The sequence below is a fragment of the Streptomyces sp. TAA486 genome, assembly GCF_000426165.1.
Window position 1 is genome coordinate 154250 of sequence record NZ_AUEV01000017.1, and the last position, 24648, is coordinate 178897.

The window sequence follows — 24648 nt, forward strand, 5'->3', positions numbered from 1 at the left end:
CGGCGGCTCCACGGCGCGGCGCTCTGCGCGGCCCAGGCGCTCGCCAGGGGCGCCGCTCACCGGGGCCGTTCCGACTCGGGCTCCCGTTCCACACCCAGGGGGATCGTTCACATGTCACCGATACGCAGGCACGGGCGCCGGGTTGGGACCTCGGCAGCCGCCGCGGTGCTGGCGGTGCTCGCGCTCGCCGCCACCGCCTGCCAGGCCGGCAGCGGCGCGGAAGCGCAGGCCTCCGCGGAGCCGTCGCCGAGCCAGGGTCTGGGACTTCCGGAGAACCTGCCGAAGGACCTTCCCTCGTCCCTGAAGGACCTGGAGAAGTGGCGCGACGGCGCGTGGAAGGACTGGGACCGCGACCAATGGATCCGTGAGGGCCGCGACTTCGTGAATCCCTACATCAAGGACCACTGGAAGCGGGACCGCATGGACGAGGCGGAGGACAACGGCAAACGCGTCCCCGAGGACGTTGAGTCCGCCTCCGGGGCGAGCGCCAGCGGCCCCGAGCCGCGGCCCGTGAAGGCGCGCGGGGTCGACACCCCGTACACCCGGAACGCGGCACCCGCAGGCAAGATCTTCATGGACACCCCGAAGGGGCCGATGGTCTGCTCCGGCACGGTGGTCAAGGACCCCCGGAATCCCGGGCGTTCGAACCTGGTAGCGACCGCGGGCCACTGTGTGCACTCGGGCAGGAACGGCGGATGGCTGCGCAACATCATGTTCGTGCCCGCCTACAACAACCGCGGCCTCCCGCCGTCGCAGGTGCGGGGCGCGCAGCCCCAGGACGTCGCCCCGTACGGCCAGTGGTGGGCCGAGTGGGCTCAGACCAGCGACTACTGGATCAAGCAGGGTTCCGCGTCGGGCGGCGGCGGCTCGCAGCAGGACTTCGCTGTGCTGCACGTGAAGCCGGTACAGCCCGCCGGCAAGTCCCTGGAGGAGACCGTCGGCGCCGCGGTGCGGATCAACTTCCGCGCGCCGGGCGCGGAACGGTTCTCCGGGCTCAGCTCGTACGGCTACCCGGCGGCACCGCCGTTCGACGGCGCGAAGATGTACAGCTGCACCGACAAGCCGGGCAAGCTCACAATCGACCCGTCGCAGCCCGCCCTCTACCGCATCGGCTGCACCATGACCGGCGGCTCCTCCGGCGGCGGCTGGTTCATGAAGGGCAGGAACGGCAAGGCCGAGCTGGTGTCGGTCAACTCGATCGGCCCGCAGCCCGCCACATGGCTGGCAGGGCCGCGCCTCGGGCCGACCGCCAAGGGCGTCTTCGACGCCGTCAGCAAGAAGTACGCCGGGAAGAACTGAGCTCCCGGAAGAGACGCGACACCGCAACGGCCGCGGCCCGCCCCCGGGTGCTCCGGTGGCGGGACCACGGCCGTGCTGTCGTTGCCGCTCGTGGACGACTCCGACAGCTTCGGGGCGCGCCGCTACAGCCTCTGCGGGCCTGCGGCCTGCGGCTCGAACTTGCGCAGTTCTGCGGCGAGTTCGGCGTGCACACGCGCCTTGAGCAGAGTGCCGTCCTCGGTGTGCGTCTCGGAGAGCACTTCACCCTCGCTGTGCACACGCGAGACCAACTTGCCCTCGGTGTACGGAACCAGTGCCTCAAGCTCGACGGAGGGGCGCGGTAGCTCCTCGTCGATGAGGGCACGCAGCTCCTCGATGCCCTGCCCGGTGCGGGCGGATGCCGCGATTGCCCGGCTCTCCGCACGCAACAGCCGCTCCAGGACGAGCGGTTCGGCCGCGTCGGCCTTGTTGACGACCACGATCTCGGGCACGTGAGAGGCTCCCACGTCCCTGATCACACCGCGGACCGACGCCAGTTGCTCCTCGGGAGCGGGGTGTGCGCCGTCGACCACGTGCACGATGAGGTCGGCGTCGGCCACCTCCTCCATCGTGGAGCGGAAGGCGTCCACCAGGTGATGCGGCAGATGCCGGACGAAACCGACGGTGTCGGTCAGCGTGTGCACCCTGCCACTGGGCGTCTCGGCCTTGCGCACTGTCGGGTCCAGCGTCGCGAACAGGGAATTCTCCACGAGGACGCCGGCGCCCGTGAGCCGGTTGAGCAGCGAGGACTTGCCCGCGTTGGTGTAGCCCGCGATGGCGACCGACGGCACCTTGTTGCGGCGCCGCTCCTGCCGCTTGATCTCACGGCCGGTCTTCATGTCCGCGATCTCACGGCGCATCTTGGCCATCTTCTCGCGGATGCGCCGCCGGTCCGTCTCGATCTTGGTCTCACCCGGACCACGGGTGGCCATGCCGCCTCCGGCCGAGCCGGAGCCGCCACCGCCCATCTGCCGCGACAGCGACTGACCCCAGCCGCGCAGCCTCGGCAGCATGTACTGCATCTGCGCCAGTGACACCTGCGCCTTGCCCTCACGCGACTTGGCGTGCTGCGCGAAGATGTCCAGGATCAGGGCCGTACGGTCGACGACCTTGACCTTCACGACGTCCTCGAGATGGATCAGCTGGCCGGGGCTCAGCTCACCGTCGCAGACGACGGTGTCGGCGCCGGTCTCCAGGACGATGTCCCGGAGTTCCTCCGCCTTGCCCGACCCGATGTACGTGGCCGGGTCCGGCTTGTCGCGGCGCTGGATGACCCCGTTCAGGACGAGCGCTCCCGCCGTCTCGGCGAGGGCTGCTAGCTCCGCGAGGGAATTCTCCGCGTCCTGTGCGCTGCCGGAGGTCCAGACGCCCACGAGCACGACCCGCTCGAGGCGCAGCTGCCTGTACTCGACCTCGGTGACGTCCTCCAGCTCGGTGGAGAGACCCGCCACGCGGCGCAGTGCGGCCCGCTCGCTGCGGTCGTACTGGTCGCCGTCACGCTCGCCGTCGATCCCGTCACTCCAAGCAACGTCCTCTTCCATCAGGGCGTCAGCTCGGCGGTCGGACTCGGCGACACGCTGGCCATTGTGTGGAAGAGAAGAGGAGTAGGTCATTTGGTCCTTACGTCGAAGTCAGAGATGCGGGACGGAGAGATGCGTGAGCGTCCCAATATGTCAACGCCCGTCCGGCGGTATTGATTCCCGCCTTCGGCCCCGCGAAGCGCGTCCTGCGCCGGATGAAATGGTGGCACGGGCGGTCAGCACAGTCATCCGGATTTGCACCGCACGGCGCCCGGGCCCCCTTGGGCGGCGGGCCGCCGGTCAGGAGCTGCGCCAGTCCGGATGGCCCGGCATCGGCGGGGTCTTCGCCCCGTAGAGCCAGTCCTTGAGGAATTCGCTCAGGTCCTTCTTGGCGACGGCATTGACGAACCGGACGAAGTCCGCGGTGGAGGCGTTGCCGTCGCGGTTCTGAGTGATCCATTCACGCTGCAGCCTCATGAAGTCCTCGTTGCCGATCTTCTCGCGGAGTGCGTAGAGCGTCACGGCCGCGCCGTCGTAGGCGCTCTTGCGGAAGATCTCGATCTTGTTGCCCGGTTTGGGCGCGTGCAGCCTGGCCGGAGGACCGTAGTTCTTGCGCCAGGTGTCGGACTTCTTGTACGCCTCCCGCACCCGCGAGGTCAGCGCCGCCCCGCCGTGACCAGCACCGTAGAGCCACTCGTACCAGGTGGCGTGGCCCTCGTTCAGCCACAGATCGTCCCAGCTCCTGGGTGACACGCTGTTGCCGAACCACTGGTGCGCGAGTTCGTGGACCATGACCTCCTCCTTGTACCAGGAGGGCACGACGGGGGCGGCGAGGAACTGCTTCTCGAACAGCGAGAGCGTCTGGGTCTCCATGGCGAATCCGAGGTCGGCGTCGGCGACCAGCACCCCGTACGTCTCGAACGGGTAGGGACCCAGGCGCCGCTCCAGCCATTTCAGGTGACCAGGGGTCTTCTTCAGGTAGGGCAGCAGTTTCTCCCGGTCCCGCAGCGGCACCACGTCCCGCAGCGGCAGTCCGTGAGGACCCTTCGCTTGGCGCACGTACGAGCGGCCCACGGAGACCTGGGCGAGCTCGGTCGCCATGGGATGCGCGACCCGATAGGTCCACCGGGTGTTCTCCCCGCGGCGCACCTTGCTATGGAGCCGGCCCCCGGCGACCACGGTCAGCGAGCTCGGGGCCGTGACGTGGAAGGTGAAGCGGGCCTTGTCCGAGGGGTGATCGTTGCCGGGGAACACGCGGTGTGCGGCGTCGGCCTGGTTCGCCATGACCAGGCCGTCCTTGGTGCGAACCCAGCCGCTGGTTGCCGCCTCCCGCGTCGGGCTGGTGTGCCGGACGACGACACGCATGCGCTGGCCCTTGCGCAGCTTCTTGGAGGGGGTCACGACCAGGTCCTCGCCGGCCCGGGCGTACCGAGCGGTGCGTCCGCCCACGCTGAGGGAGGTCACCTTGCCGGAGCCGAAGTCGAGGTTGAAACGGGCTAGTCCGTTCCGTGCGGTGACGTGGGCGTCGATGACCGTACGGGCGTCGAGCGGTTCGGTGTTGTCGCGTCCCCAGCGGAAGGAGATGTCGTACGCGCGCACGTCGTAGCCGGGGTTGCCCAGGTGGGGGAAGAGCCGGTCACCCACGCCGAGCGGCTTCGGGGACGGCAGTCCGGCACCGACGAGCGCCAGGACGGCGCAGGCGACTGCCGCGGAGGTACGGGCACGGGAGCGGATGACGGGGTGGGTGCGGGGGGTCCGGGCGGGCCTGTTCACTGCGCGGGACGAGTCGACCATGCGCCAGTGCTATCAGCAGATTGATCGGCTTCCGGGTCGGCGCAGCAGCGCCCTGCCCCGCCCCACCCGAAAGAACTCCGGGGACCGCGAAGTGCCGGGACGGCCGGTCAGCGGGCCGGCAGCGGGCGGGCGGCCCGCGTGACGTCGTAGACGCCGGCGACGCCGCGCATGGCACGCATCAGGGCGGGCAGCCCGGCGGCATCCGGGAGTTGCAGCGTGTACGTGTGCAGCACGCGCTGCTCACGGGGCGGCTCGACCTCGGCGGAGACCACGGTGGCGCCCTGCGCCGCGATGATCTCGGTCAGGTCGGCCAGCAGGTGTGTGCGCCCCAGGGCCTCGGCGCGCAGCGTCACGCGACAACCGGAAGCGCCCTGCTCCCAGCGCACGGGCACGGGTCTGCGCCCGGTGGCGGTCATGCGGGCCACGGAGTGGCAGGTGTCGCGGTGAACGGTGACGGTGCCGCCGCGCACGGCGAATCCCGTGACGTTGTCGGGCGGCACCGGCGTACAGCAGCCCGCCAGCCGTACGACGGCGTGCGGCTCCTCCACCACGACGGAAGCGGCGGCCTCGGCGACCGGGGCTCCCTCGCCCCACTCCCTGCGCCGGGCGGTCCGCACGCCCCCACTCCCGTCGGCGTGCCCCTCCTCCGCGGCGCCACGGGCGGACGTCGAAGGACCGGTGCCCGCGAGGCGCCCGGCGTAGGCGTCCTCACCGCCGCCCGCCGCAGCCGTCGGCGCCAACTCCGGTTCCGGTGCGGGCGGATGGGCGGCGAGCCAGTGTCGGATGGCGATGCGCGCGGCCGGTGTACGGGCGTGCTCCAGCCACTCCGGCGAGGGGCCGGAGGGCACCGAAGCCGCCGCGGGCTCCATGAAGAGCTGCACGGCGTCGCCGTCCCGCAGGACGGTGCTCAGCGCGGTCAGCCGCCCGTTGACGCGGGCACCGATGCAGCTGTGCGCCGCCTCGCCGAACCGTGCGTAGGCGGCGTCGACGCACGTCGCACCGGCGGGCAGCGGGAGCGCGCCGCCGGCGGCGGCGGGCGCCACTCCGGGTGAGGCGCAGTAGACGGTGATCTCCCCGTCCTGCGCCAGCTCGTCGTGCAGTTCCGCCCAGAAGGTCTCCGTGTCGGTGGCGTGGCTCTGCCACTCCAGGAGCCGGGAGAGCCAGCCGGGACCTCCGGGCTCGCCGCCGCTCTCGCCCTCTCCGCTCTGCGAAGCCCGGTGGGGGTCGCCCAGAGCGATCACGCCGGCCTCGGCGACGCGGTGCATCTGCCGCGTACGTACGAGGACTTCGGCCACGCGGCCCTCCTCGTCGGCGAACGCGGTGTGCAGCGAGCGGTACAGGTTGAACTTGGGGGCGGCGATGAAGTCCTTGAACTCGGCGACGAGCGGCGTGAAGCATGTGTGCAGTTCCCCGAGGACCGCGTAGCAGTCGGCGTCCTCCTCGACCAGGACCAGCAGTCTGCCGAAGTCGCACGGTCCCAACTCGCCGCGTTTGAGGCGCAGTCGGTGCACGGAGACCGTGTGGCGTGGCCGGATCAGCACCTGTGCGGCGATGCCGGCCTCGCGCAGCAGCCGCCGTACGGACGTGGCCACGCCGGTGAGCGGATCCGGCTCCCGCGCGTGCTCGGCGATCAACTCCCGGGCTAATGCGTGCTCTTCGGGGTGCAGGATGGCGAAGGTGAGATCTTCCAGCTCGCTCTTGAGCGCCTGCACACCGAGGCGTTCGGCGAGAGGGATCAGCACGTCGCGGGTGACCTTGGCGATGCGTACCTGCTTCTCGGGCCGCATGACGCCGAGCGTGCGCATGTTGTGCAGGCGGTCGGCCAGCTTGATCGACATCACCCGGACGTCGTTGCCCGTGGCCACGAGCATCTTGCGGAAGGTCTCGGGCTCCGCCGCCGCGCCGTGGTCGACCTTCTCCAGCTTGGTGACGCCGTCGACGAGGTAGCCGACCTCCTCGCCGAACTCCTTGCACACCTGCTCCAGCGTCACGTCCGTGTCCTCGACGGTGTCGTGCAGCAAGGAGGCGGTCAACGTGGTTGTCTCGGCGCCGAGTTGGGCCAGAAGCAGCGTCACCGCCAGCGGGTGAGTGATGTACGGGTCGCCGCTCTTGCGCATCTGCCCGCGGTGCGAGGACTCGGCGAGGACGTACGCACGCCGCAGCGCCCCGAGATCCGCACCGGGATGGTGGGCGCGGTGGACCTTGGCCACGTGCTCCATGGCGTCGGGAAGGCCGTCGCGGCGCGGTGCCTGTCCCAGCAGAGCCGCGCGGCTGAGCCTTCGCAGACTCCTCATGGCACCTCCTGCTGTTCGCGTCGAAGCAACGCCCCGGTCAGGCCCGGGCCTGTGATGGTACCGACCCCAGCACACCCTGATGTCCGGGTCCCGCCCAGCGTGAAACGGATCACCCGTCCGAGGGACGTTTGGACTCTGGCCAGTTGAGGGTGCGGTTTCTGAATGCCCTTCAGCGGTGCACCGGGACGGACGTACGCGCCCGGCTACGCGATCAGGCGTAGAGCCACTCGGGGTCGAGGGTGCCCTCGGCGACGATCACCGCGGGGCCCGTCATCTCGATCCCGCCGTCGGTCCGTTCGGTGATCACGAGCGTGCCGCCGGGCACGTCGACCGTGTACGTCGCGTCCTCGCCGTCGGCCGCGGGGTCCAGTCCGTCGCGCCGCGCCGCCGCCACCATCACCGCGCACGCACCCGTGCCGCACGACCGCGTCTCGCCCGAACCGCGCTCGTGCACGCGCATCGCGACGTGCCGCGTCCCGCGGTCCACGACGAACTCGACGTTCGTGCCGGCGGGGTAGGCCGACGCGGGCTCCACGTCCGGAGCGTCCAACAGCCTGCCGGCGTCCGCGAGATCGCCGACGAAGGCGACCGCGTGCGGATTGCCCATGCTCACGTGCAGGGCGGGCCAGCCGAGGCCGCCCACCCGCACCGTCACGCCGCCTCCCGGCAGCACTGCCGGGCCCATGGAGACGGTGACGCCCGAACCGTCCTCGGCGAGGTGCGTGCGCTTCACGCCCGCGCGGGTCGCGACGGCCACGTCCCCCGGCTTGACCAGCCCGGCGCGCTCCAGATGGCGCACGAAGACGCGCACCCCGTTGCCGCACATCTCCGCGACCGAGCCGTCGGCGTTGCGGTAGTCCATGAACCACTCCGCGTCGCCTGCCATGTCCCGGGCCTCCGGGTGGGCCGCGGAGCGCACGACGCGCAGCAGCCCGTCGCCGCCGATCCCGGCCCGCCGGTCGCACAGCCGCGCGACCGTCCCCGGCGACAGCTCGAGGAGCCCGTCCGGGTCGGGGAGGATCACGAAGTCGTTCTCGGTGCCGTGCCCCTTGAGGAACGGCACGGGCTGTGCGCTGCTCATGCTGACGATCGTACGGGAGCGGGGCGTACCCGGCCGGGGCACGGTCAGGTCAGCGCAGCCTGGCCACGCGCCAGATCGCGAGCACCACCACGGTGCCGACGACGACCGCGTACAGGGCGACGATCCGCCAGTCCGGGCGCTCACCCGATCCCGGAGCGGGCAGCCCGGGCCAGGACAGTCCGACGCGGCGGGCGGCCATCACGGCCCAGCCGGCAGCGCAGCCGCAGATCAGCAGTCCCAGCATCGAGACGACGGCGCCCGTGCCGCCGCCGGGTTCGAAGGCGAGCGGGAAGGCGAACATCAGCGAGCCCAGAGCGCTCAGCACCACGATGGGGGCGAGCTGCCACAGCCGGAGCTTGCGCGGGGGCCGCAGTTCCTGCGCCTCCACGTCGGGGTCCCGGGCTTCGGGCGGTGCGTCGGAGCCGTCCAGGTCGGCGGCGCCGTCCGGCTCGTCGTCGATGTCCAGGTCGTCCGCGGAGCCCGCGTCGGCGGCGGGATCCAGATCGTCGCTCACGCCCCCTGCCCCAAGCGGGCGGTCGGCGGCGGAGTCCCCGTTGCCGAGGGGCACGCCTCGAGTGCGGCCCTCGAGACCCGAGAGATCGTCGATACGTCCCACGGACCCGGCGCGCTCAACCTCGTCGACAGCGGTCTCCTCATTGTCACGAGGGCCGGCCTCCATCGCCACCCGCCCTCCCAACTACAACTGCAGGCTCCGAACGATGGTCGATGATGGCACGCCGGAATGACTACGGCAGACGCCCAGGACGTCCCGATGCCATCACGTGATCAGGCTGTGACCGGCCGTTCTACAACTCATCGCGATTGTGGCGATCACCAGCACAGCAGTGTCTCGGTGCGGTCGCCGATGGGTGTCATTGGTCACTGCTGCCCACCCCACCGCGGCCCCCGGACGGCCCGGTTCCCACGGCGCATCCCCGCCCTGCCCAGCGGATCTCTTCGTCGACGGATTCAGGGGCGGCGGCCGGCAAGGACGCAGAAGTCGTTCCCCTCCGGGTCGAACGGGACAGAACCAGCTCTCATCGCCGTTCCGGCCCGACCTCGGCGTGCCGGCAGGCACCGGAGGGGAGTCAATTGTGAGGATTCCGTCGCCTTCGTCCTCCACCTAGTGGTCAAGGACCGAGCGCCAGAACCGGGCGGGGCCGTCGGGATCGGCGCTGTCGACGGCAAGCTCGGTGACCCTGCTGGTCATACCGGGACTCCCGCCCATGCAGCGAGTCCGCCGGAGACCGCAGGCTCATCGCGGTGTTCGACAGCCAGCTGGGCCGCGCGTAGTGTGCGTTCGTGAAGTCCCCTGCCCGGGGCAGGGACTTGCCTGCTGTCATCTCGGCTGCCAATCCGGAGCTTCCCGCGGCGGCACACCGGTCGGAGTCAGACGCATCGTTGCGTCGTCCATCTGATTGACCTTCACGGGTCGCATCTTCGCGGCGATCCCGTGCCCGACGAAGAGGTAAACAAGGGCAGGCAGAACGTAGTTGAGAAGGATGATTACGTATTCGTTCCCCACCGTGAAAATGTTCTGGGACCATCCGGCGATCCAGTACGCCATGTCTGCCATGTACCGGACGAACAAGTTTCCTTCGTCGGCACCGAGCAGGTAGAGAACGATCCACAGGCCCACGAATGCGGCTGCGATGTCGGCGATCGTGTGGACCACGAAGGGAGGCCATATTGATGGCGACTCATCGCGAGGTCCGCTCTGTCGACGACTCTTGCGGGCGGGTTCGTAAGCGTGACTCATGACGGTCCAATCTCTGTGGTGCGCGTGTCTCAGGAGCACCGGAGGGCAGCCCGGCGTGGCCTCCGTCACTCTTCGGAGGCCCGCCGTGACATGGTGCGGACGACTGGCTCCTTCGTGCGTTCCTCCCTGCGCACCTTTGCGTTGAACGACCTGGGCACGCAATTCGCCTGCCGGCACGGCCGGGGTGAAGTCCACCAGACCGCGGGCTCCGGCTCTTGGGCAGGGCCGGTGTTACAGGCCGTGAAGAACCGTACGACTGTCGGGAGCGGCACCGGCACGGTGCCGCCGCAGGTCCATCAGTCACCCGTGTACCCGCTCGCCGCGGCGGAAGTGCGCCCCTTCGACTCCCGCCGCAGATCGATCCCCCACAGAGGATCGAGCGCCGGCCAGGGCAGCGAACGACGCCGCATTCTTCAACGCGTCATTTCCGAGCGGAACTTGATGTCGCGGCGCTCATCCCCGACGCATTTTCGCGGCGATTCCGTGGCCGATGAAGAGGTAAACAAGAGCGGGGAGGCCGTAGTTGAGTGCGAAGCGCACCTGCTCGTTCTCCATGGTGAAGATGTCCTGCGACCAGCCTGCCAGCCAGTTGGCCATGCCCTCGACGAACTGGACGAATACATTGGCCTGGTTGGCTCCGAGAAGGTGGAGCAGGATCCACAGACCGAGAAACGCGGCCGCGATGTCGGCGATCGTGTGGATGATCAGCGCTGTTCGCTTCGACGCCGGTTCACCACGGGTGTCGGTGTGTGCATGACCCGTGGTCATCGGCTCGGGGGTGTGACTCATGACGCTCCAGTCTCCGGGGGCGAATTCCTGGCGGAGCAGGGTTGTGGCACGGCGAATGCGGTGAGTTGACCTGTGTGCTTCATCAGGCTTTCACCGCCTCCTCCTGCGCCTGATCCCGCGCGGGCTCTGCCCTGTCCCACGCACTCTGCGAAGAACGCCCTGACCGCGTTGCGTGGTTGCATGCCCCCAGAGGTAGTTACGAGAGTTCCACACCCGTTTCACAGGGAATGGTGTGATGGATTTCTCCTCTTGTGGGCCGGAAGGGAACGCGGCGGGGGTCGTTTCGTCCGTGCGAAGTCGAGGGTCTCCGGGCCTCCTGCCCTGTGCCGCGGCGCGGATGGCCGGACGCGACCCCTGTGGGCGGCCCTCGGCGCTCACGCCCGGAGAAGCTGCTGCACCTGTCCCGGAACACCCAGCTCGGTGAAGATCGCTCGGGAGGGACTCGCCGAACCGCTCTCTGGCGCGCGGCCCCGGGACTCAGCTGATCCAGCCCACCCCACGCAAGGCCCGGGCCGGGCCGAAGGGTGACGGAAACGGCTCCCCGGCCCCTCGAGGCTGCTCAGTCCCATGATTCCCCCGTGGTCCTGCCGGCTCCAGGACCGTCCCCGGCGAGGCGGGCCGGCATGAGCCTCTGGGCGCAACAGGCTCAGTCGTGCCAGCACCAGTGTGATCAACCTCCCTCCCGATCAGGGAAGTTGGACGGGCAACCCTTTCGTGGGCGAAGTCCGCTGATGAGCGCGACCCTCGGCGGCCTCGCTCCTCAAGGCCGGTTCGGGGTGTCATTCGGGCGCCGCGGCATGGCTGCAAGCCGTCAGCGTCTTCCGGGACCTCGGCGTATCGCGCTCCCGCCAGGTGGCGAAAGTTCGCTGTCGGTCAATCTTGTGGCTCGCCTCGCACCGCTCGGCAGGCGCCGGAAATCGGCGCCATACCGATGCCGTATGCGCTGTGTATAGGCTTTTGTGGGCATCGGTGGATGCGTCAACTGCATGAAAGGGGCGAGGGCGGCCGTGTCTGGTGAGGCACCGGATGAGTCTGTGGAGCTTGAACAGCTGCGGAACGCGATGGAGACCCGCCCGGTCATCGATCAGGCGAAGGGCGTCCTCATGGCTGCGTACAGCCTCCCCCCGGAGGACGCGTGGAAGATCTTGGTGACCGTCTCGCAGCACTCCAACACCAAGCTCAACGCGGTTGCGGATGAGATCGTGGCGAGCACGCAGGAAGGCGTCGTGGACGGACGTCTGCGCACCATGATCGAAGCGGCGCTGAAGCAGTTGAGGTCCGGCTGAGCCTCACGTCCACCAGCCGGGGCGTGTGAGACGGCTGACAGGCCAGGGCGGCACCCGTCGCCCCGACCGGAACCAGCCCTGCACCAAGTCGTGTTGGCCGAAGAGCCGCGTTGGCCGAAGGGGCATGGCTCTGCAGCCGGCGTTGTTTCCACCGCTCAGCTGCAAGCCACCCCGGACGTACTCAGTGCCTGCCGTGAGCGCTGTCCGAAATGCCACCGAAAAGGCGGGCGACGAGGCGGAAGGGGAGCGTGACGATGGTGGCGATGGCGCCGCCGATCGTGCGCAGAACATCGGCAATGGCCTTGAACATGTCTGGTCCTCCGTTTACTTGGTCCGAAGATACGAAGCCGCGCGACCCGTGCCGTGCGGCCGGTGCATGAGTTGCCCGCTGCGGTGGGGCGAAACGTCACCCGCGCTTGTCGCGCGCCCTGCCGGATCTTCGGGACCGGGAATTCGAGGGAGCCGCTGCGGCGGCGCCGCATCCCCGCGGCTCTGGGCCCACAGGGTTCACAGGTGGCGACGGTCTCCTTCTTCCCGTCCTCCACCTACGTCTCCGCCGTCAGCACCGCACAGCAGGTGAACCAGCTCGGGGAGATCATCGCGCTCGTCCTCAGCCGAGTTCCAAGATGCACAGCGTGTCGGACGCGAAAGGACTGCCACTGGTCGTCGGGATCAGCGCCGCCAACGTCCGCAGCCCTGTGCTGCTACAAGCGATACATCCGTCTCACCTCATAGGACACCGTCTTCGCCCTCGCCTCGGCCCTGGTCCGGATCGTCGTTGAGTACGCGCGGCGGATGGCCGCGATCGAGCACGATCGCTCTGCCGACCGCGGAGTCGTCCGTGATGAGCGTCACGACGTGGTCGCACAGTTCCCTCAGCGGTACGAGCGGCGGCTGCGCCGCCCGCTCTTGCTCGCTCATGGCAGCCAACTCCCGCCGCGCACGGTCCGTTTCGATCCAGTCGGGTACGACGCAGTTGACGCGCACGGAGTGTGTGCGCCGCAGGTGTACGAGCGAGGTGCTGGCCCGAATCAAGCCTGCCTTGGCTGCGGCGTACTCCACGGACCGGTGGTGACCGGTGCCCAGCCCTGCCGTGGAGCCGATGTTGACGACGGCTCCGCTGCCGCGCTTGCTCATAGTGCCTAGGACCAACTGGGTGGCGAGCAGGGGCATGCGCAGGTTCAGGTCGAGGAGGGCGCCCCACTGCGCCGGCGTCGCGTCGGGGAAGTGCGGCGGAATGTGGCCGCCGCCGCCCGCATTGTTGACCAGAATGTCTACGCCGCCGAATGTCTCAACGGCGAATTCCACTGCGGCCTCGACCTCGGCGGCATCGGTCAGATCGGCCTGGCGGAACACCCCTTTCCCGCCCTGGTCACGGATGCGGCGCAGTGTCTTCTCGCCCTCCCGCGCCGCGATGTCGACCAGTGCCACGGCCGCGCCCTCGTCGGCCAGGCGTTCGGCGATGGCCTGGCCGCTGCCCACGGCAGCGCCCGTCACGATGGCGACCTTGTCCTCGATCCGCATCCGCGACCTCCACCGGCGGGTCCGTATGTGTCCTGCGCCCGGATGGTCCCACGCTGTGGATGCGCTGCGCCGTCTTGCGTCGGTCCCTCGGATGTCGACGCTTCGAGACATCGCACAGGCCGTTCCTGAGAGAACGACCCCACCGGCTGCGTTCCGAACCGGTTGGGGTCTTCGCCACTGCCAGGCCCGGGCCAGGCAACGACGCCCTTCTTGGGTAGCCCGCACAGCGCAGTTCACACTCCCTTCGCAATCATCGCCCTGGGACCAGTAGTTCACGGTTCCGGGAGAGTTGGGACAGGAGCTCGCCCACCCCGTCGTGCAAGGGCCTGGCGGCGTGACCGTGGCCCGGCTGACTGAGAAGGAGGCGTCTGCCGGATCCGTCAGAAGGGCATCCGCCGACGCGCTCGGCGGCCTGCACGTCCGCTCTTGCCGACGGCGCGGGAGCTGCTGCGGAAGGGTGTCGGCTGAGCAGCCGTCCGGCCTCCCCCGGTGCCTTGCCGGCCATCTGTGAACCGGCCCCGAGCGAACGCTGCGCTCCGCGCTGGGGACGGTGGGAGAAGCGGCGGCAGCAGAAAGGCGAGCACTGCCAGGACCACGCACACGACCGCGACGATTCCGATGACCACAGGCACCCCCGAATCGCTTCGTGCCAAGTGGCTGCCCACCCCGACACAGCCGCATGCCAGACCATGACAAACCATCTGACACGGCCCACGACGGTCTTGACCGACCTGGGGTTACCAATGGTTCACCGCGATGGGTACAGTCCGCCCGGCGAACACCTCGATTCGGGGCCGTGCCCGCGACCCACCCGTTCCTGACCGGCAGGTGACCCATGACAACCGCCCAAGGCTCGCCCCAGCCCCCGTCCCAGCGCGGCCCGCAGTCCGCGGAAGCCGTTCCGGCAACCGGTGAGGAGAAGCAGCGACGCATACGGCGCCGCCTGGAACGCCTCATCGGCATCGCCGCCACCGAGGGGAATTCCCTTGCCCCGCTGCGCAACGGGGACGAGATATTCACCGCGATGCTGGCCCGGATACGGGCGGCGGAGCACACGGTCGACATGATGACGTTCGTGTACTGGCGCGGCGACATCGCACGGCAATTCGCCGAAGCGCTCGCCGATCGGGCCCGTAACGGCGTGCGGGTCCGGCTGCTGCTCGACGGCTTCGGCAGCAGGCCGATCGAGGAACATCTGCTGGATATGATGCGCCGGGCCGGTGCCCATGTGGCGTGGTTCCGCAAGCCGTTGTGGTCCTCACCGTTCAAGCAGAATCACCGCTGCCATCGCAAGGTTCTCGTCGTGGACGAACAGGTCGCCTTCACCGGCGGCGTCGGCATCGCCGAGGAGTGGTGCGGCAACGCCCGCAACGAGAACGAGTGGCGGGACACCCACGTCGAGGTACGCGGACCGGCGGTGGACGGAATCGCCGCCGCCTTCGCACAGAACTGGGCCGAGTGTCACGACGAACTCTTCGACGAACGCGACCGCTTCATCTCGCTACAGCCCCAGGGCGACGCCGTGATCCAGGTGGTCCGCGGCTCGGCCAGCTTCGGCTGGCAGGACATGCAGACCCTCCTGCGCGTGGTTCTGGAGTCGGCGCAGGAGCGCGTCCGCATCACGACCGCCTACTTCGCCCCCGACCCGTACTTCGTCGACATGCTGTGCAGCGTCGCACGCCGGGGCGTGGAGGTGGAGATCCTGCTTCCCGGCCCTCACGCGGACAAGCGGGTCTGCCAACTGGCGGGCCAGCAGCACTACCAGGAGCTCCTCGCCTGCGGGGTGCGGATCTGGCAGTACCAGCCGACGATGATGCACGCCAAGGTCATCACGGTCGACCAGGTCACCTCGCTCATGGGCTCCACCAACTTCAACCGCCGCTCCCTCGACCACGACGAGGAGGTCATGCTGGCCGTGCTCGACGAGACCTTCACCGCCCGGATGGACGAGCACTTCGAGGAGGACCTCACTGTCAGCGAGCGCATGCAACCGGGACGTTGGAAGAGGCGCCCGGCCGCGCAGCGATTCAAGGAGGCCGCGGTCTCGCCCATCCGCCGCTTCATGTGAACTCGTCGCGCACCTGCGCCGGTTCACCCGCCGGGCTGCCACGCTCGCGACGAGCCGGCTGTCCAACCGTCCGGATGCGGGGCTTCTTGCCGGACTGCAATGAACCGGCGCCCGAGCGAGCCGCGCGAACGCATCCTGGCCTGCGCGTATGAGCCGTTCTCCCGGCGCGGCGTGCGCGATGTGGGAATGGACGAGGTGTTCGGAGACTGGTTCAACAGCGACGAAATGGCCCGCGAACTCCTGGCCGTCGCCCCTGTTTGACCACGAGCACCGCCGGCTCGGGCAGCCGCTCCCTGAGCGCCTCGGGGCCGCCGGTCACGCCCCACGCCGCGGCGGCCTCGTCACTGCTGACCTCACATCTGACGCCTGGCCGAGCTGCGCTGAACAGCCCCTGGCGGCTGCGTGCGTTCGGGGCCCCCTCCCCCAACTCATCGTCGCAGCGGCCTCGTTGGAGGTCCGCGGCGCTCCCGGTCGGCCCGGCGCCGATCAGGCCGTGACCGCCTCATCCAGCAAGGCCAGTGCCTTCCCCGTGAGTTCCGGCCGGTCTTCCGCGGCGCCGCTGAGCCAGTGCACGCGCGGGTCCCGGCGGAACCACGAGTCCTGGCGGCGCGCGAAGCGCTTCGTGGCACGCACCGTTTCCTCACGTGCCTCCTGTTCGGTGCACTCACCGGCGAGCATCGCGAGGATCTGCTGATAACCCAGCGCACGCGAGGCCGTACGGCCGGTTCGCAGCCCGGCGGCCTCCAGCTCGCGCACCTCCTCGACAAGGCCCGCCTCCCACATCCGCCCGACGCGGGCCGCGATCCGGTCGTCGAGCTCCGGTCGGGCGACGTCGACCCCGACCTGGACCGTCTCGTAGACCGCCTCGTGGCCTGGAAGGTTCGCGGTGAAGGGGCGGCCGGTGATCTCGATGACCTCCAGGGCCCGTACGACGCGGCGGCCGTTGCTCGGCAGGATCACGCGAGCCGCCTGCGGGTCCGCCGCGGCAAGCCGCTCGTGCAGCGCTCCGGAGCCCTGAGCTGCGAGTTCGTCCTCCAGCCTGGCCCGTACGGCCGGATCGGTGCCCGGGAAGTCCATGGCGTCGATGGCACCCCGTACGTACAGGCCGGAACCGCCTACCAGGACCGGGACCCGTCCCTCGGCGCGCAGCCGGTCCATCTCGGCGCGGGCGAGCCTCTGGTACTCGGCGACGCTGGCCGCGACCGTGACGTCCCAGATGTCCAGCAGGTGGTGCGGTACGCCCTCGCGCTCGCTCCGCGTGAGCTTGGCCGTGCCGATGTCCATGCCGCGGTAGAGCTGCATCGAGTCCGCGTTGATCACCTCGCCGCCGAGGTGGCGGGCGACCGCGACGCCCAGGTCGGACTTGCCGGCGGCGGTGGGCCCGACGACGGCGACGACGGGCGGGGCGGAGCCGCGGCGGGACGGAGATGTCAAGGGCCCTCCGGGCGCCACGGCGGGGACCGGGGACGGGTCTGCGGCATTCACGCGGCCAGTGTCGCAAACCTCCCGCACACCTCCGGACCCGAACGAGCGACGTGACGGCGGCCCTGCGGTTTCGTTGCCTGTTGCGAGGGTCCCAAGGCCGATTTCCGGGACGGTTCCGCCGCAGGCGGGGAGCTGCGCCCGTTCCCGGTGCGCCGGATCGCAGCGACATTAGTAAGGTCAGGAGTGTAGATATGGGCGTCTTTGCACGACTTCTGCGGCGTTCTTCCGGGTCACCCCGGAAGCCGGCCGGTGCCGCCCCCGCAGCTGAAGCCGCAGCGGGTGGGAAGGCGAGGGAACAGGAGGTCTCGGCGGCTGCCGGAGGCGGGGACGAGTCCGAGGATGTCGGCATCCCGAAGCAGCAGTCGGCCGACGGAGCAGCCGACAGCGAAGCCGCGGACGACGCCCGCAACTGAACTGCCGCCGAGGCACACCGGACGGAAGGAAGGTGGCCACCATGGGCTTCATGGACAAGGTCAAGGGGATGCTGGGCCAGCACAGCGACAAGGTGTCCAAGGGCATCGACAAGGCCGCGGGCATGGCCGACTCCAAGACCAAGGGCAAGTACAGCGAAAAGATCCGGTCCAGCAGCGAGAAGGCCAAGGAACAGGCCGAGAAGCACGGCCGTGAGGGCGGCGGCTCCCAGGGCCGCGGCGGCAAGGGCCCCCAGGGCGGTTCCTGACCTCAGGGCAGTTCATGATCGTTCCCGGGTCCCGGCAGGCCGCCGGCGCTTGGCCGGGAGCCGGGCCATGAGCGCGAAACGCGGGCGTGCCCCCGCCGGAATTCCGGTGGGGGCACGCCCGTACACGTCACGTAGACATGTCAGGTCCAGCTCGTGACGAAGTAGCCCACTCCGTAGGGGGCTTCGTCGTACAGCAGCCGCCCGCGCAGCGCACACCCGCCGTCGGCGGCCGCCGCGCCGGCGAGCACCTGCCAGCACGAGCGGCCTGACGCGTTCAGCTCGTAGCCCAGTTCCTCGTCCAGCGCCAGCAACGCGTCGGCGTCCGCGCTTCCCAGGGCGCGGGCCGCCTCGGCGTCGAAGGCCGTGGCGCGTTCGTCGAAGTAGCCGGGGGCCTTGACCGTACGGCAGTTGGTGCCGTCGCCCATCACGAGAAGGGCCACCCGTTCGGTGCCGCCCGCGAGTTGACGCCCTGTCTCCTCGCAGCGCACCCGGCTGAGCGGTTCGCCGACGCCGAGGCCCTCCACGGGCGAGGCCGTCCAGCCCTCACGGGCCAGCAGCCATGCGCCGACGGCCAGGGACGAGGGAAGCGGACGCGCCTCGGCGGGAGGCTCCCCCTTGCCGAGGGAGACGTCCAGGTCCACACCGAAGCCGCGGAAGGAACCCCGCGCGCCCTGCGGGTGCGTGCCCCGGGCGGGCTGCTCCGCCGGGCCGATGACGACGAGGCTGTCGGGGCGTGCGTCTGAGAGGGCGCGGAGCGCCTCGTCGCACGCGGCGCGGGCGGCATCCATCTCGTGGGCCGCGCCTCCGGCGACCTCGGGGACGAGCAGGGGCGGGCTGGGGCACGTGGCGGCGGCGACAAGCATGGCGCGCAGCTTAACGCCGTGAGTCGCTCTGCGTAACCGCGCGATGCAACTTCGTGCGGGGCCCTGCCGGCTGCCGGTCGATCTTGCTCCCCGGCCGGTGTCAGCCCTTCTTCGGGTTGGCGTCGTGGACGAGTTCCGCCACGGAGAAGCGGTGGTGGAACGTCTCGGTGGCGCCCTTCGACATGACCAGATAGCCGTCCGCGATCGCGTAGATCGTCTGCCGTCTGACGATGCGCGGATGCTCGGGCTTGAACGCCTTCGCGCGCTCCAGCAGCTTCGCCAACGCGTCCTCGCGAGTGCCGTCGAACTCGCCGAGCAGGAACGCCTCCCAACGGCGGTCGCGGAAGCCACCGGTCTCCTCGACGATCAGTCCCCAGCGCGGCACGCGCTCCCCTTCGTTCGGACTTCCTTGTGGACACGGGCGGTTCGGTGCGGCACCGCCGCCGAGTTCAGCAGACGCCGCAGCCGCTGCCGCCCGCGTCGGCGGGCAGAGGTTCGGGCACCCCGACGGTCGGCAGGCCCAGCATCACGCCCTGCTTCGCGGCCGCCGCCCCGCCGGGAGCGGCGTTCCGCGCCTCCCACGCGTCCCCGGCCCGCGTGCGGCGCACGGCGGTCGGCGGCGCCTCGGCGAGCAGGTGGTGGGGTGCCGCGTAGGTCACTTCGACGGTGACCATGTCGCCCGGCCGCACTTGCCCGGCGGGGCGCGCGAAGTGCACGAGCCGGTTGTCGGCGGCGCGCCCCGACAACCGGTTCGTTGCGTCGTTCTTGCGGCCTTCTCCCTCGGCGACGAGCAGTTCGAGGGTGCGTCCGACCTGCTTCTTGTTCTCCTGCCAGGAGATCTCCTCCTGGAGGGCGACGAGGCGTTCGTACCGCTCCTGGACGGTCTTCTTCGGGATCTGCCCGTCCATCTCGGCGGCGGGCGTCCCGGGCCGCTTGCTGTACTGGAAGGTGAAGGCCTGCGCGAAGCGCGCTTCGCCCACGACGTGCAGCGTCTCCTGGAAGTCTTCCTCTGTCTCGCCGGGGAAGCCCACGATGATGTCCGTGGAGATCGCCGCGTGCGGCATGGCCGCACGGACCTTGTCGATGATGCTCAGGAAGCGTTCCTGCCGGTAGGAGCGCCGCATGGCCTTCAGCACCCGCGACGAGCCGGACTGCAGGGGCATGTGGAGCTGCGGCATCACGTTCGGCGTCCCGGCCATCGCCTCGATCACGTCGTCGGTGAAGTCGCGCGGGTGCGGCGAGGTGAAGCGGACGCGCTCCAGGCCCTCGATGCGTCCGCAGGCGCGCAGCAGCTTGCTGAACGCCTCGCGGTCGCCGATGTCCGACCCGTAGGCGTTGACGTTCTGCCCGAGCAGCGTGATCTCGCTGACACCCTCGGCGACCAGCGCCTCGACCTCGGCGAGGATGTCGCCTGGCCTGCGGTCCTTCTCCTTGCCGCGCAGCTGCGGGACGATGCAGAACGTGCAGGTGTTGTTGCACCCGACCGAGACGGAGACCCAGGCCGCGTACGCGCTCTCGCGCCGCGTCGGCAGCGTCGAGGGGAACGCCTCCAGCGATTCGGCGACCTCGACCTGCGCCTCCTCCTGGATGCGGGCCCGCTCGAGCAATACCGGCAGCTTGCCGACGTTGTGCGTGCCGAAGACGACGTCGACCCAGGGGGCCTTCTTCACGATCGTCTCGCGGTCCTTCTGCGCCAGGCAGCCGCCGACCGCGATCTGCATGCCGGGCCGTGCGGCCTTCTTCGGCGCGAGCTGACCGAGATTGCCGTAGAGGCGGTTGTCGGCGTTCTCCCGTACCGCGCAGGTGTTGAAGACGACGACGTCAGCGCCGTCGCCGCCCTCCGCGCCCTCAGGCGCGCGCACGTAGCCCGCTTCCTCCAGCAGGCCCGCCATCCGCTCGCTGTCGTGGACGTTCATCTGGCAGCCGAACGTCCGCAGCTCATAAGTCTTCGCAGTCATCTCAGTCGAACAGGGTACGCGCTCGGGCACGGCGCACGCCCCTCGCAGCCGGAGCCCCTCTCCCCCCTCGTACCGCGGAGGCCGGCTCCCCCGTGTCCGCGGGTCAGGCGCGTCCGGGGGCGGCGGAGGTGAGGGGGAAGGCGACACCGGTGAGGCTCTCCGAGAGCCCCCAGAGGCGCTCGGCGTCACGCGCGTTCTTCGCGGCGGCACTCCTGCGGGCCGGCGCCGGGTGTCCGCGGCTCTCCATCAGACCGCCGGGTCCGGTGTAACTGCCGCTCGGCAGCGGCTGGGTGGCGGCGTACAGCGACGGCAGGGCACCCATCTCGTCGGGCTGCGCGACCAGTCGGTTCGTGGCTGCCATGAGCGCCTTCTCGGCCTTGTTCGTCGTGTGGCCCTGGAGGTTGGTCGCGGAGTACCCGGGGTGGGCGGCGTGCGCCGTGACCGGCGACCCCACCGACTCCAGCCGCCGGGCGAGTTCGGCCGTGAAGAGGAGGTTCGCGAGCTTGGACTGCCCGTAGGCCCTCCAACGGCTGTACCCGCCACGGGAGTTGATGTCGTCGAAGGCGATGCGGCCGGTGCGGTGCGCCATGGAGGAGACGGTCACCACGCGGCCGGTGATGTGCGGCAACAGGAGGTTGGTGAGGGCGAAGTGGCCGAGATGGTTGGTGCCGATCTGCATCTCGAAGCCGTCGGCCGTGCGGCGCTCGGGTATCGCCATGACGCCCGCGTTGTTGAACAGGACGTCGAGCGTGCCCTCCCACTTCTCGGCGAAGGCGCGTACGGAGGCCAGGTCGGCGAGATCCAGCCGCCGCACCTCGGTGCTGCCCCGCACCGTGGACGCGGCAGCCTCGCCGCGCGCCGTGTCCCGGACGGCGAGGACGACGTGCGCGCCGGCGCGGGCCGTCTCCCGCGCGGTGACGAGACCGAGGCCGCTGTTGGCTCCGGTCACGACGACCGTGCGGCCGGATAGGTCGGGGAGCTGCTGTGCTGTCCATCGTGAAGTAGTCATGACTGCGAATGTAGTCAGTGACAACATGGGTCGTCAATTCCAGCCACCGCATCGCGTCCCGACCACTCCTCCGGCCAGTACTCACCGGGTTCCGGGTGCTCTCCTGGCGAGCTGCTGACCAGGGCCGGTCGAGTACTCTGCCGCCATGCGCGCCCGCTCCTACCACCACGGCAATCTCCGCTCCGCCCTCCTCGCACGTGCCGAGGAGACGGTGCGCGAGCGCGGCGTCGCTGCACTCTCCCTCCGCGAGCTCGCCCGCGAGACCGGCGTCAGCCACGGCGCACCCCGGCGCCACTTCGGCGACCGGCAGGCGCTGCTCGACGCGCTCGCCGAGGACGGTTTCGTACGCCTCGGCGAGGACCTCGACGCCGCCGTGCGGGACGCCGAGCCGGAATGCACCGCCCAGCTGCAGGCCCTCGCCCGTGCGTACGTCCGCTTCGCCACGCGGCACGCGGCCCTGCTGGAGCTCATGTACGCCGGAAAGCACCGCGAGGGCGCCGAGTCCGTGTACGCGGCGGCGGAGCGGGCGTTCGCCGTCTCGCTCGGCGTGATCTCCACCGCGCAGGAGTCCGGCGAGCTCGTGGCCGGCGATCCCGAATACCTGGCCCAGCTGGCGCTCGCGACACTCCACGGGCTGGCCGCCATGGCCAACAGCGGGATGCTCGACGCCGACGAACTGGAATCCGTCGTACCCGACGCTGTCGAGAAACTCCTCCACGGGCTGCGGCGACGGTGAGAGCCGCCGGCCCGCCGCCCCCGCCCGGTGCCCCCGGCCTCGCGTCCGGCGCCCTTGCCTGGCACGATCACCGTCCATGTTGAGCCTCCGACGTACCGCAAGCCGACTGAGCGGCGGCCTGCACACGGGCAGACGGCACCTGCTGCGCACCGCCGCGGCCGTGGTCGTCGTACTCGGGGTGCTCGTGTGGTGGCTGGTGCCAGGCGGCAGCGCCTCCCCCAGCGGCACCGTCACCTTCGCCACGGGTGTGCCGACGGGCGTGTACGCGCGCTACGGCTCCCTCCTCCAGGAACGTCTCCACCGCGAACTGCCCGACGTCCAGCTGCGGTTGCTCAGCAGCCAGGGCTCGGTGCAGAACCTCGACCTGGTCACCTCCGGCAAGGCCTCCTTCACCATCGCCGCCTCGGACGCGGTGGCCACCTACAAGGACGGCAAGGAACCGGGCGCCGGCGGGCTGCGCGCGTGCGCGCGGCTGTACGACGACTACATGCAGCTCGTCGTCCCGGCGGGCTCGGGTGTGCGCAGCGCCAAGGACCTCAAGGGCATGCGGGTCGGCGTCGGCCAGGAGAGGTCCGGGGTGAACCTCATCGCGGGAAGGCTGCTGCGCGCCGCCGGGCTGGACGCCGACAAGGACGTGCACGCGGTACGCCAGGGCATCGACCGCATGCCCGACCTGCTGGAGAGGGGCAAGATCGACGCCTTCTTCTGGTCCGGCGGCCTGCCGACCGCGGCCATCGAGAACCTGTCGGCGAGGACCAACATCCAGCTCGTACAGCTCGGTGATCTGGTGGAGAAGCTCCACGCCCTGGAACCCGAGACGCGCTACTACCGCGCCGCCGTGATGCCTGCCGACGCCTACCCGTCCATCCAGCAGGGCGAGCCCGTCGACACCGTCGCCGTGGCGAACCTCCTGGTCACCACGGACCGTACGGACACCGCCCTGACCGAAGGCATGACGCGGGCGGTGCTCAACAGCCGCGACCAGATCGGCGAGAAGGTCCACGCGGCGCAGAAGGTCGACAGGCGCACCGCGATCTACACGGCGCCGCTGCCGCTGCACAAGGGCGCCCGGCACTACTACAGGTCCGTCAAGCCGTAGCGCGCCGGCGCGCGGGGCGGAGGGATGGCAGTACCCAGCCCTGCCGAGCGTTCGAAGCAGCGCCGTATTGCCCGATCCGCTGGAGCCCACCACGGCGCGTACGCCGACGCCGAGTTCGATGTTGGCGTCGTCGGGAGCCGGCGTCCGGCGGATACGGACGGACGGCCGAGGTCACCATCCCGGCCGTCCAAGAGTCCCGCGCCAGGCCCCTGTTGGTCCCGGCCTTCAGCCAGGCGCGGCGTCCCCGGACCTCCGCGGCCGCGCACCGCGCTGAGCGGCGCTCCCCGACCGGCGCGCCGCCGCGCCCGCCCCAACTCCCGGCCACGCCTGGCACTTTCCACCCAGGCAAGTACTTGCCGGACCCGACAATCGACTGCTACTTTCCTATCGGGAAAGTAGTTTCACCGGAGAAACGTAGGAGTGGTCACCATGACCGAACGGCGTACGACGCCCGACGAGGCAGCCCGCGCGCTCACTCAGGTCGGCCGGAGCGAGGAGCAGGCGCTCGAGGGTGGCACGAGCGACACCCTCTGGGTACGGGTGGTCTTGGGCCTGCTGCTCCTGGGGAACCTCGCATCGCGCGACTTCCTCGATGTCGACGTCAGCTCATGGATCTCCATAGGGTTTTCGCTGCTGATCGTCGTGTACGCGATAATGCTGCGGACCCGCCGCGGATCGAGCGCGCTCGGCCGCTCCGCCCGGGTCGACAGGACGTCGGTGGCCGCGAGGAACGCGACGAAGTACACACAGTGGGTGCCGTTCGCGATCGTGGTGCTGGCACTCGCGGTCGGACTCACAGGAGCAGGCTTGGATCTCCCGTACTGGCAGACCGCCCTCGGCGCCGTGCTGACGGCCGTCCTGATCTTCTTCGGGCCCGCCCTGGAGCGGGTCCTGCTCACTGCCGGCAGGCGCCGGCCCCACAAGCCGGACACCGTCCGCCCATGACACGTCCCGGCATCGACCCGGTCCTTCTCGACCCCACGCGCCTGTCCATCGTGTCGCTGCTGGCGGCAACCGAGTGGGGCGAGTTCGGGTGGGTGCGCGACTCCGTGGGCCTGTCCGACTCGGCGCTCTCGAAGCAGGTCACGACGTTGAGCAAGCAGGGATACGTCGAGGCGGAGAAGGGCTACGTGGGCAAGCGCCCCCGTACCTGGCTGAGCGTGAGCGCTGCCGGACGGCGCGCCCTGGAGGGCCATGTCTCGGCCCTCCAGGGCATCGTCGAGCAGTCGCGGCAGGCGGGCGAGGCGCACGGCAGCGGGGAGCGGCCGGGGACCGGCACCCGCGCGAGCGCCCCCCGTGCAAGCGGCCCCGACCCCGGCTCCGGTTCAGCCTCCGCCTCGGATTCCGGCCCGGCGAGGCGCCCGCCGCCCGCGAGCGCCTGACCGGC

The 24648-nt window shown here is 70.2% G+C and carries 24 protein-coding genes and 2 pseudogenes; 10 read left to right on the plus strand and 16 right to left on the minus strand.

The genetic code is table 11. From position 1 onward, the window contains the following. Window positions 1-111: 111 nt before the first annotated feature. Window positions 112-1299 carry a hypothetical protein gene (locus I004_RS0123070; RefSeq protein ID WP_028437457.1) on the plus strand — a complete coding sequence of 396 codons (1188 nt, stop codon included), beginning with the start codon at window positions 112-114 and terminating at the stop codon, window positions 1297-1299. A gap of 122 nt (window positions 1300-1421) precedes the next feature. On the opposite strand, the gene hflX is transcribed toward I004_RS0123070, so the two are convergent. From hflX to I004_RS0123110, 7 genes are all read right to left on the minus strand, one after another. Continuing rightward, a complete protein-coding gene (hflX, locus tag I004_RS0123075; RefSeq protein WP_028437458.1) occupies window positions 1422-2930 on the minus strand; it encodes a GTPase HflX in 1509 nt (502 codons plus the stop codon). 207 nt (window positions 2931-3137) lie between these two features. Beyond that, on the minus strand, window positions 3138-4631 hold the full coding sequence (locus I004_RS0123080) for a M1 family metallopeptidase (RefSeq protein ID WP_078511676.1): 1494 nt from the start codon (window positions 4629-4631) through the stop codon (window positions 3138-3140). A gap of 107 nt (window positions 4632-4738) precedes the next feature. Beyond that, window positions 4739-6925, minus strand: coding sequence for an HD domain-containing protein (locus I004_RS0123085; protein ID WP_037977422.1), 2187 nt, complete (start codon window positions 6923-6925; stop codon window positions 4739-4741). A gap of 211 nt (window positions 6926-7136) precedes the next feature. Then, the gene (dapF, locus tag I004_RS0123090; protein ID WP_028437461.1) at window positions 7137-8006 is read right to left on the minus strand and encodes a diaminopimelate epimerase; all 870 of its coding nucleotides are present in this window, start codon (window positions 8004-8006) and stop codon (window positions 7137-7139) included. A 49-nt stretch (window positions 8007-8055) separates the two neighbouring features. Continuing rightward, a complete protein-coding gene (locus I004_RS0123095) occupies window positions 8056-8691 on the minus strand; it encodes a hypothetical protein (RefSeq protein ID WP_486580179.1) in 636 nt (211 codons plus the stop codon). A 654-nt stretch (window positions 8692-9345) separates the two neighbouring features. After that, window positions 9346-9681, minus strand: coding sequence for a hypothetical protein (locus I004_RS35525; protein ID WP_199779450.1), 336 nt, complete (start codon window positions 9679-9681; stop codon window positions 9346-9348). A gap of 537 nt (window positions 9682-10218) precedes the next feature. Then, entirely contained in the window at window positions 10219-10533 is a 315-nt protein-coding gene (locus I004_RS0123110) for a hypothetical protein (protein WP_078511703.1), read from the minus strand. Between the two features lie 1055 nt (window positions 10534-11588). Here I004_RS0123110 and I004_RS35530 point away from each other — a divergent pair. After that, window positions 11589-11840: an ANTAR domain-containing protein gene (locus tag I004_RS35530; RefSeq protein WP_051345334.1), complete on the plus strand. Its 252-nt coding sequence runs from the start codon at window positions 11589-11591 to the stop codon at window positions 11838-11840. A gap of 181 nt (window positions 11841-12021) precedes the next feature. Here the strand turns inward: I004_RS35530 and I004_RS40465 are convergent, their stop codons facing one another. From I004_RS40465 to I004_RS40470, 3 genes and pseudogenes are all read right to left on the minus strand, one after another. After that, window positions 12022-12150, minus strand: coding sequence for an LPFR motif small protein (locus I004_RS40465; protein ID WP_486580180.1), 129 nt, complete (start codon window positions 12148-12150; stop codon window positions 12022-12024). Between the two features lie 419 nt (window positions 12151-12569). Continuing rightward, window positions 12570-13364, minus strand: a complete 795-nt coding sequence (locus tag I004_RS35535; RefSeq protein WP_051345335.1) for an SDR family NAD(P)-dependent oxidoreductase — start codon at window positions 13362-13364, stop codon at window positions 12570-12572. Window positions 13365-13744: 380 nt separating this feature from the next. Beyond that, a pseudogene (locus I004_RS40470) lies at window positions 13745-13990 on the minus strand (DUF6411 family protein). A gap of 209 nt (window positions 13991-14199) precedes the next feature. Between I004_RS40470 and I004_RS0123130 the strand changes: the two are divergent. Together I004_RS0123130 and I004_RS39910 are read left to right on the plus strand one after the other, a co-directional pair. Further along, entirely contained in the window at window positions 14200-15432 is a 1233-nt protein-coding gene (locus I004_RS0123130; RefSeq protein WP_028437464.1) for a cardiolipin synthase B, read from the plus strand. Window positions 15433-15531: 99 nt separating this feature from the next. Continuing rightward, entirely contained in the window at window positions 15532-15693 is a 162-nt protein-coding gene (locus tag I004_RS39910) for a hypothetical protein (RefSeq protein WP_199779451.1), read from the plus strand. On the opposite strand, the pseudogene I004_RS40475 reads toward I004_RS39910, so the two are convergent. Beyond that, window positions 15683-15784: pseudogene (locus tag I004_RS40475) on the minus strand (sugar kinase); the annotation flags it as partial. The gene I004_RS39910 and the pseudogene I004_RS40475 overlap by 11 nt on opposite strands. A 134-nt stretch (window positions 15785-15918) precedes the next feature. Next, the gene (gene miaA, locus I004_RS0123140; protein WP_028437465.1) at window positions 15919-16866 is read right to left on the minus strand and encodes a tRNA (adenosine(37)-N6)-dimethylallyltransferase MiaA; all 948 of its coding nucleotides are present in this window, start codon (window positions 16864-16866) and stop codon (window positions 15919-15921) included. Between the two features lie 242 nt (window positions 16867-17108). On the opposite strand from miaA, the gene I004_RS0123145 reads away from it, so the two are divergent. Beyond that, window positions 17109-17330: a hypothetical protein gene (locus tag I004_RS0123145; protein ID WP_028437466.1), complete on the plus strand. Its 222-nt coding sequence runs from the start codon at window positions 17109-17111 to the stop codon at window positions 17328-17330. Between the two features lie 41 nt (window positions 17331-17371). Next, complete coding sequence (locus I004_RS0123150; protein WP_028437467.1) at window positions 17372-17596, plus strand: antitoxin; 225 nt, start codon at window positions 17372-17374, stop codon at window positions 17594-17596. A gap of 140 nt (window positions 17597-17736) precedes the next feature. Here the strand turns inward: I004_RS0123150 and I004_RS0123155 are convergent, their stop codons facing one another. The 4 genes from I004_RS0123155 to I004_RS0123170 form a co-directional block, all read right to left on the minus strand. Next, window positions 17737-18459 carry a class III extradiol dioxygenase subunit B-like domain-containing protein gene (locus I004_RS0123155; protein WP_028437468.1) on the minus strand — a complete coding sequence of 241 codons (723 nt, stop codon included), beginning with the start codon at window positions 18457-18459 and terminating at the stop codon, window positions 17737-17739. A 100-nt stretch (window positions 18460-18559) separates the two neighbouring features. After that, complete coding sequence (locus tag I004_RS35540) at window positions 18560-18844, minus strand: hypothetical protein (RefSeq protein WP_051345336.1); 285 nt, start codon at window positions 18842-18844, stop codon at window positions 18560-18562. A gap of 64 nt (window positions 18845-18908) precedes the next feature. Continuing rightward, window positions 18909-20417 (minus strand): tRNA (N6-isopentenyl adenosine(37)-C2)-methylthiotransferase MiaB, encoded by a 1509-nt coding sequence (miaB, locus tag I004_RS0123165; RefSeq protein ID WP_028437469.1) that lies wholly within the window; start codon window positions 20415-20417, stop codon window positions 18909-18911. 103 nt (window positions 20418-20520) lie between these two features. Beyond that, window positions 20521-21426, minus strand: coding sequence for an oxidoreductase (locus I004_RS0123170; protein WP_028437470.1), 906 nt, complete (start codon window positions 21424-21426; stop codon window positions 20521-20523). A gap of 145 nt (window positions 21427-21571) precedes the next feature. Here I004_RS0123170 and I004_RS0123175 point away from each other — a divergent pair, with 145 nt between their 5' ends. The 4 genes from I004_RS0123175 (at window position 21572) to I004_RS35545 (ending at window position 24643) form a co-directional block, all read left to right on the plus strand. Next, window positions 21572-22162 carry a TetR/AcrR family transcriptional regulator gene (locus I004_RS0123175; protein WP_028437471.1) on the plus strand — a complete coding sequence of 197 codons (591 nt, stop codon included), beginning with the start codon at window positions 21572-21574 and terminating at the stop codon, window positions 22160-22162. Window positions 22163-22238: 76 nt separating this feature from the next. Next, window positions 22239-23261 carry a TAXI family TRAP transporter solute-binding subunit gene (locus I004_RS0123180; protein ID WP_051345337.1) on the plus strand — a complete coding sequence of 341 codons (1023 nt, stop codon included), beginning with the start codon at window positions 22239-22241 and terminating at the stop codon, window positions 23259-23261. 429 nt (window positions 23262-23690) lie between these two features. After that, window positions 23691-24206: a hypothetical protein gene (locus tag I004_RS0123185; protein WP_158677075.1), complete on the plus strand. Its 516-nt coding sequence runs from the start codon at window positions 23691-23693 to the stop codon at window positions 24204-24206. After that, window positions 24203-24643, plus strand: a complete 441-nt coding sequence (locus tag I004_RS35545; protein WP_078511686.1) for a winged helix-turn-helix domain-containing protein — start codon at window positions 24203-24205, stop codon at window positions 24641-24643. Before I004_RS0123185 ends, I004_RS35545 begins: the two co-directional genes overlap by 4 nt. The last annotated feature ends 5 nt before the right edge of the window (window positions 24644-24648 follow it).

Coding starts and splice junctions, on each gene's coding strand:
- I004_RS0123070 (WP_028437457.1), top strand. CDS start 112: ATGTCACCGATACGCAGGCACGGGCGCCGGGTTGGGACCTCGGCAGCC.
- hflX (WP_028437458.1), bottom strand. CDS start 2,930: ATGACCTACTCCTCTTCTCTTCCACACAATGGCCAGCGTGTCGCCGAG.
- I004_RS0123080 (WP_078511676.1), bottom strand. CDS start 4,631: ATGGTCGACTCGTCCCGCGCAGTGAACAGGCCCGCCCGGACCCCCCGC.
- I004_RS0123085 (WP_037977422.1), bottom strand. CDS start 6,925: ATGAGGAGTCTGCGAAGGCTCAGCCGCGCGGCTCTGCTGGGACAGGCA.
- dapF (WP_028437461.1), bottom strand. CDS start 8,006: ATGAGCAGCGCACAGCCCGTGCCGTTCCTCAAGGGGCACGGCACCGAG.
- I004_RS0123110 (WP_078511703.1), bottom strand. CDS start 10,533: ATGACCACGGGTCATGCACACACCGACACCCGTGGTGAACCGGCGTCG.
- I004_RS40465 (WP_486580180.1), bottom strand. CDS start 12,150: ATGTTCAAGGCCATTGCCGATGTTCTGCGCACGATCGGCGGCGCCATC.
- I004_RS35535 (WP_051345335.1), bottom strand. CDS start 13,364: ATGCGGATCGAGGACAAGGTCGCCATCGTGACGGGCGCTGCCGTGGGC.
- I004_RS0123130 (WP_028437464.1), top strand. CDS start 14,200: ATGACAACCGCCCAAGGCTCGCCCCAGCCCCCGTCCCAGCGCGGCCCG.
- I004_RS39910 (WP_199779451.1), top strand. CDS start 15,532: ATGAACCGGCGCCCGAGCGAGCCGCGCGAACGCATCCTGGCCTGCGCG.
- I004_RS0123145 (WP_028437466.1), top strand. CDS start 17,109: ATGGGCGTCTTTGCACGACTTCTGCGGCGTTCTTCCGGGTCACCCCGG.
- I004_RS0123150 (WP_028437467.1), top strand. CDS start 17,372: ATGGGCTTCATGGACAAGGTCAAGGGGATGCTGGGCCAGCACAGCGAC.
- I004_RS0123155 (WP_028437468.1), bottom strand. CDS start 18,459: ATGCTTGTCGCCGCCGCCACGTGCCCCAGCCCGCCCCTGCTCGTCCCC.
- miaB (WP_028437469.1), bottom strand. CDS start 20,417: ATGACTGCGAAGACTTATGAGCTGCGGACGTTCGGCTGCCAGATGAAC.
- I004_RS0123170 (WP_028437470.1), bottom strand. CDS start 21,426: ATGACTACTTCACGATGGACAGCACAGCAGCTCCCCGACCTATCCGGC.
- I004_RS0123175 (WP_028437471.1), top strand. CDS start 21,572: ATGCGCGCCCGCTCCTACCACCACGGCAATCTCCGCTCCGCCCTCCTC.
- I004_RS0123180 (WP_051345337.1), top strand. CDS start 22,239: ATGTTGAGCCTCCGACGTACCGCAAGCCGACTGAGCGGCGGCCTGCAC.
- I004_RS0123185 (WP_158677075.1), top strand. CDS start 23,691: ATGACCGAACGGCGTACGACGCCCGACGAGGCAGCCCGCGCGCTCACT.
- I004_RS35545 (WP_078511686.1), top strand. CDS start 24,203: ATGACACGTCCCGGCATCGACCCGGTCCTTCTCGACCCCACGCGCCTG.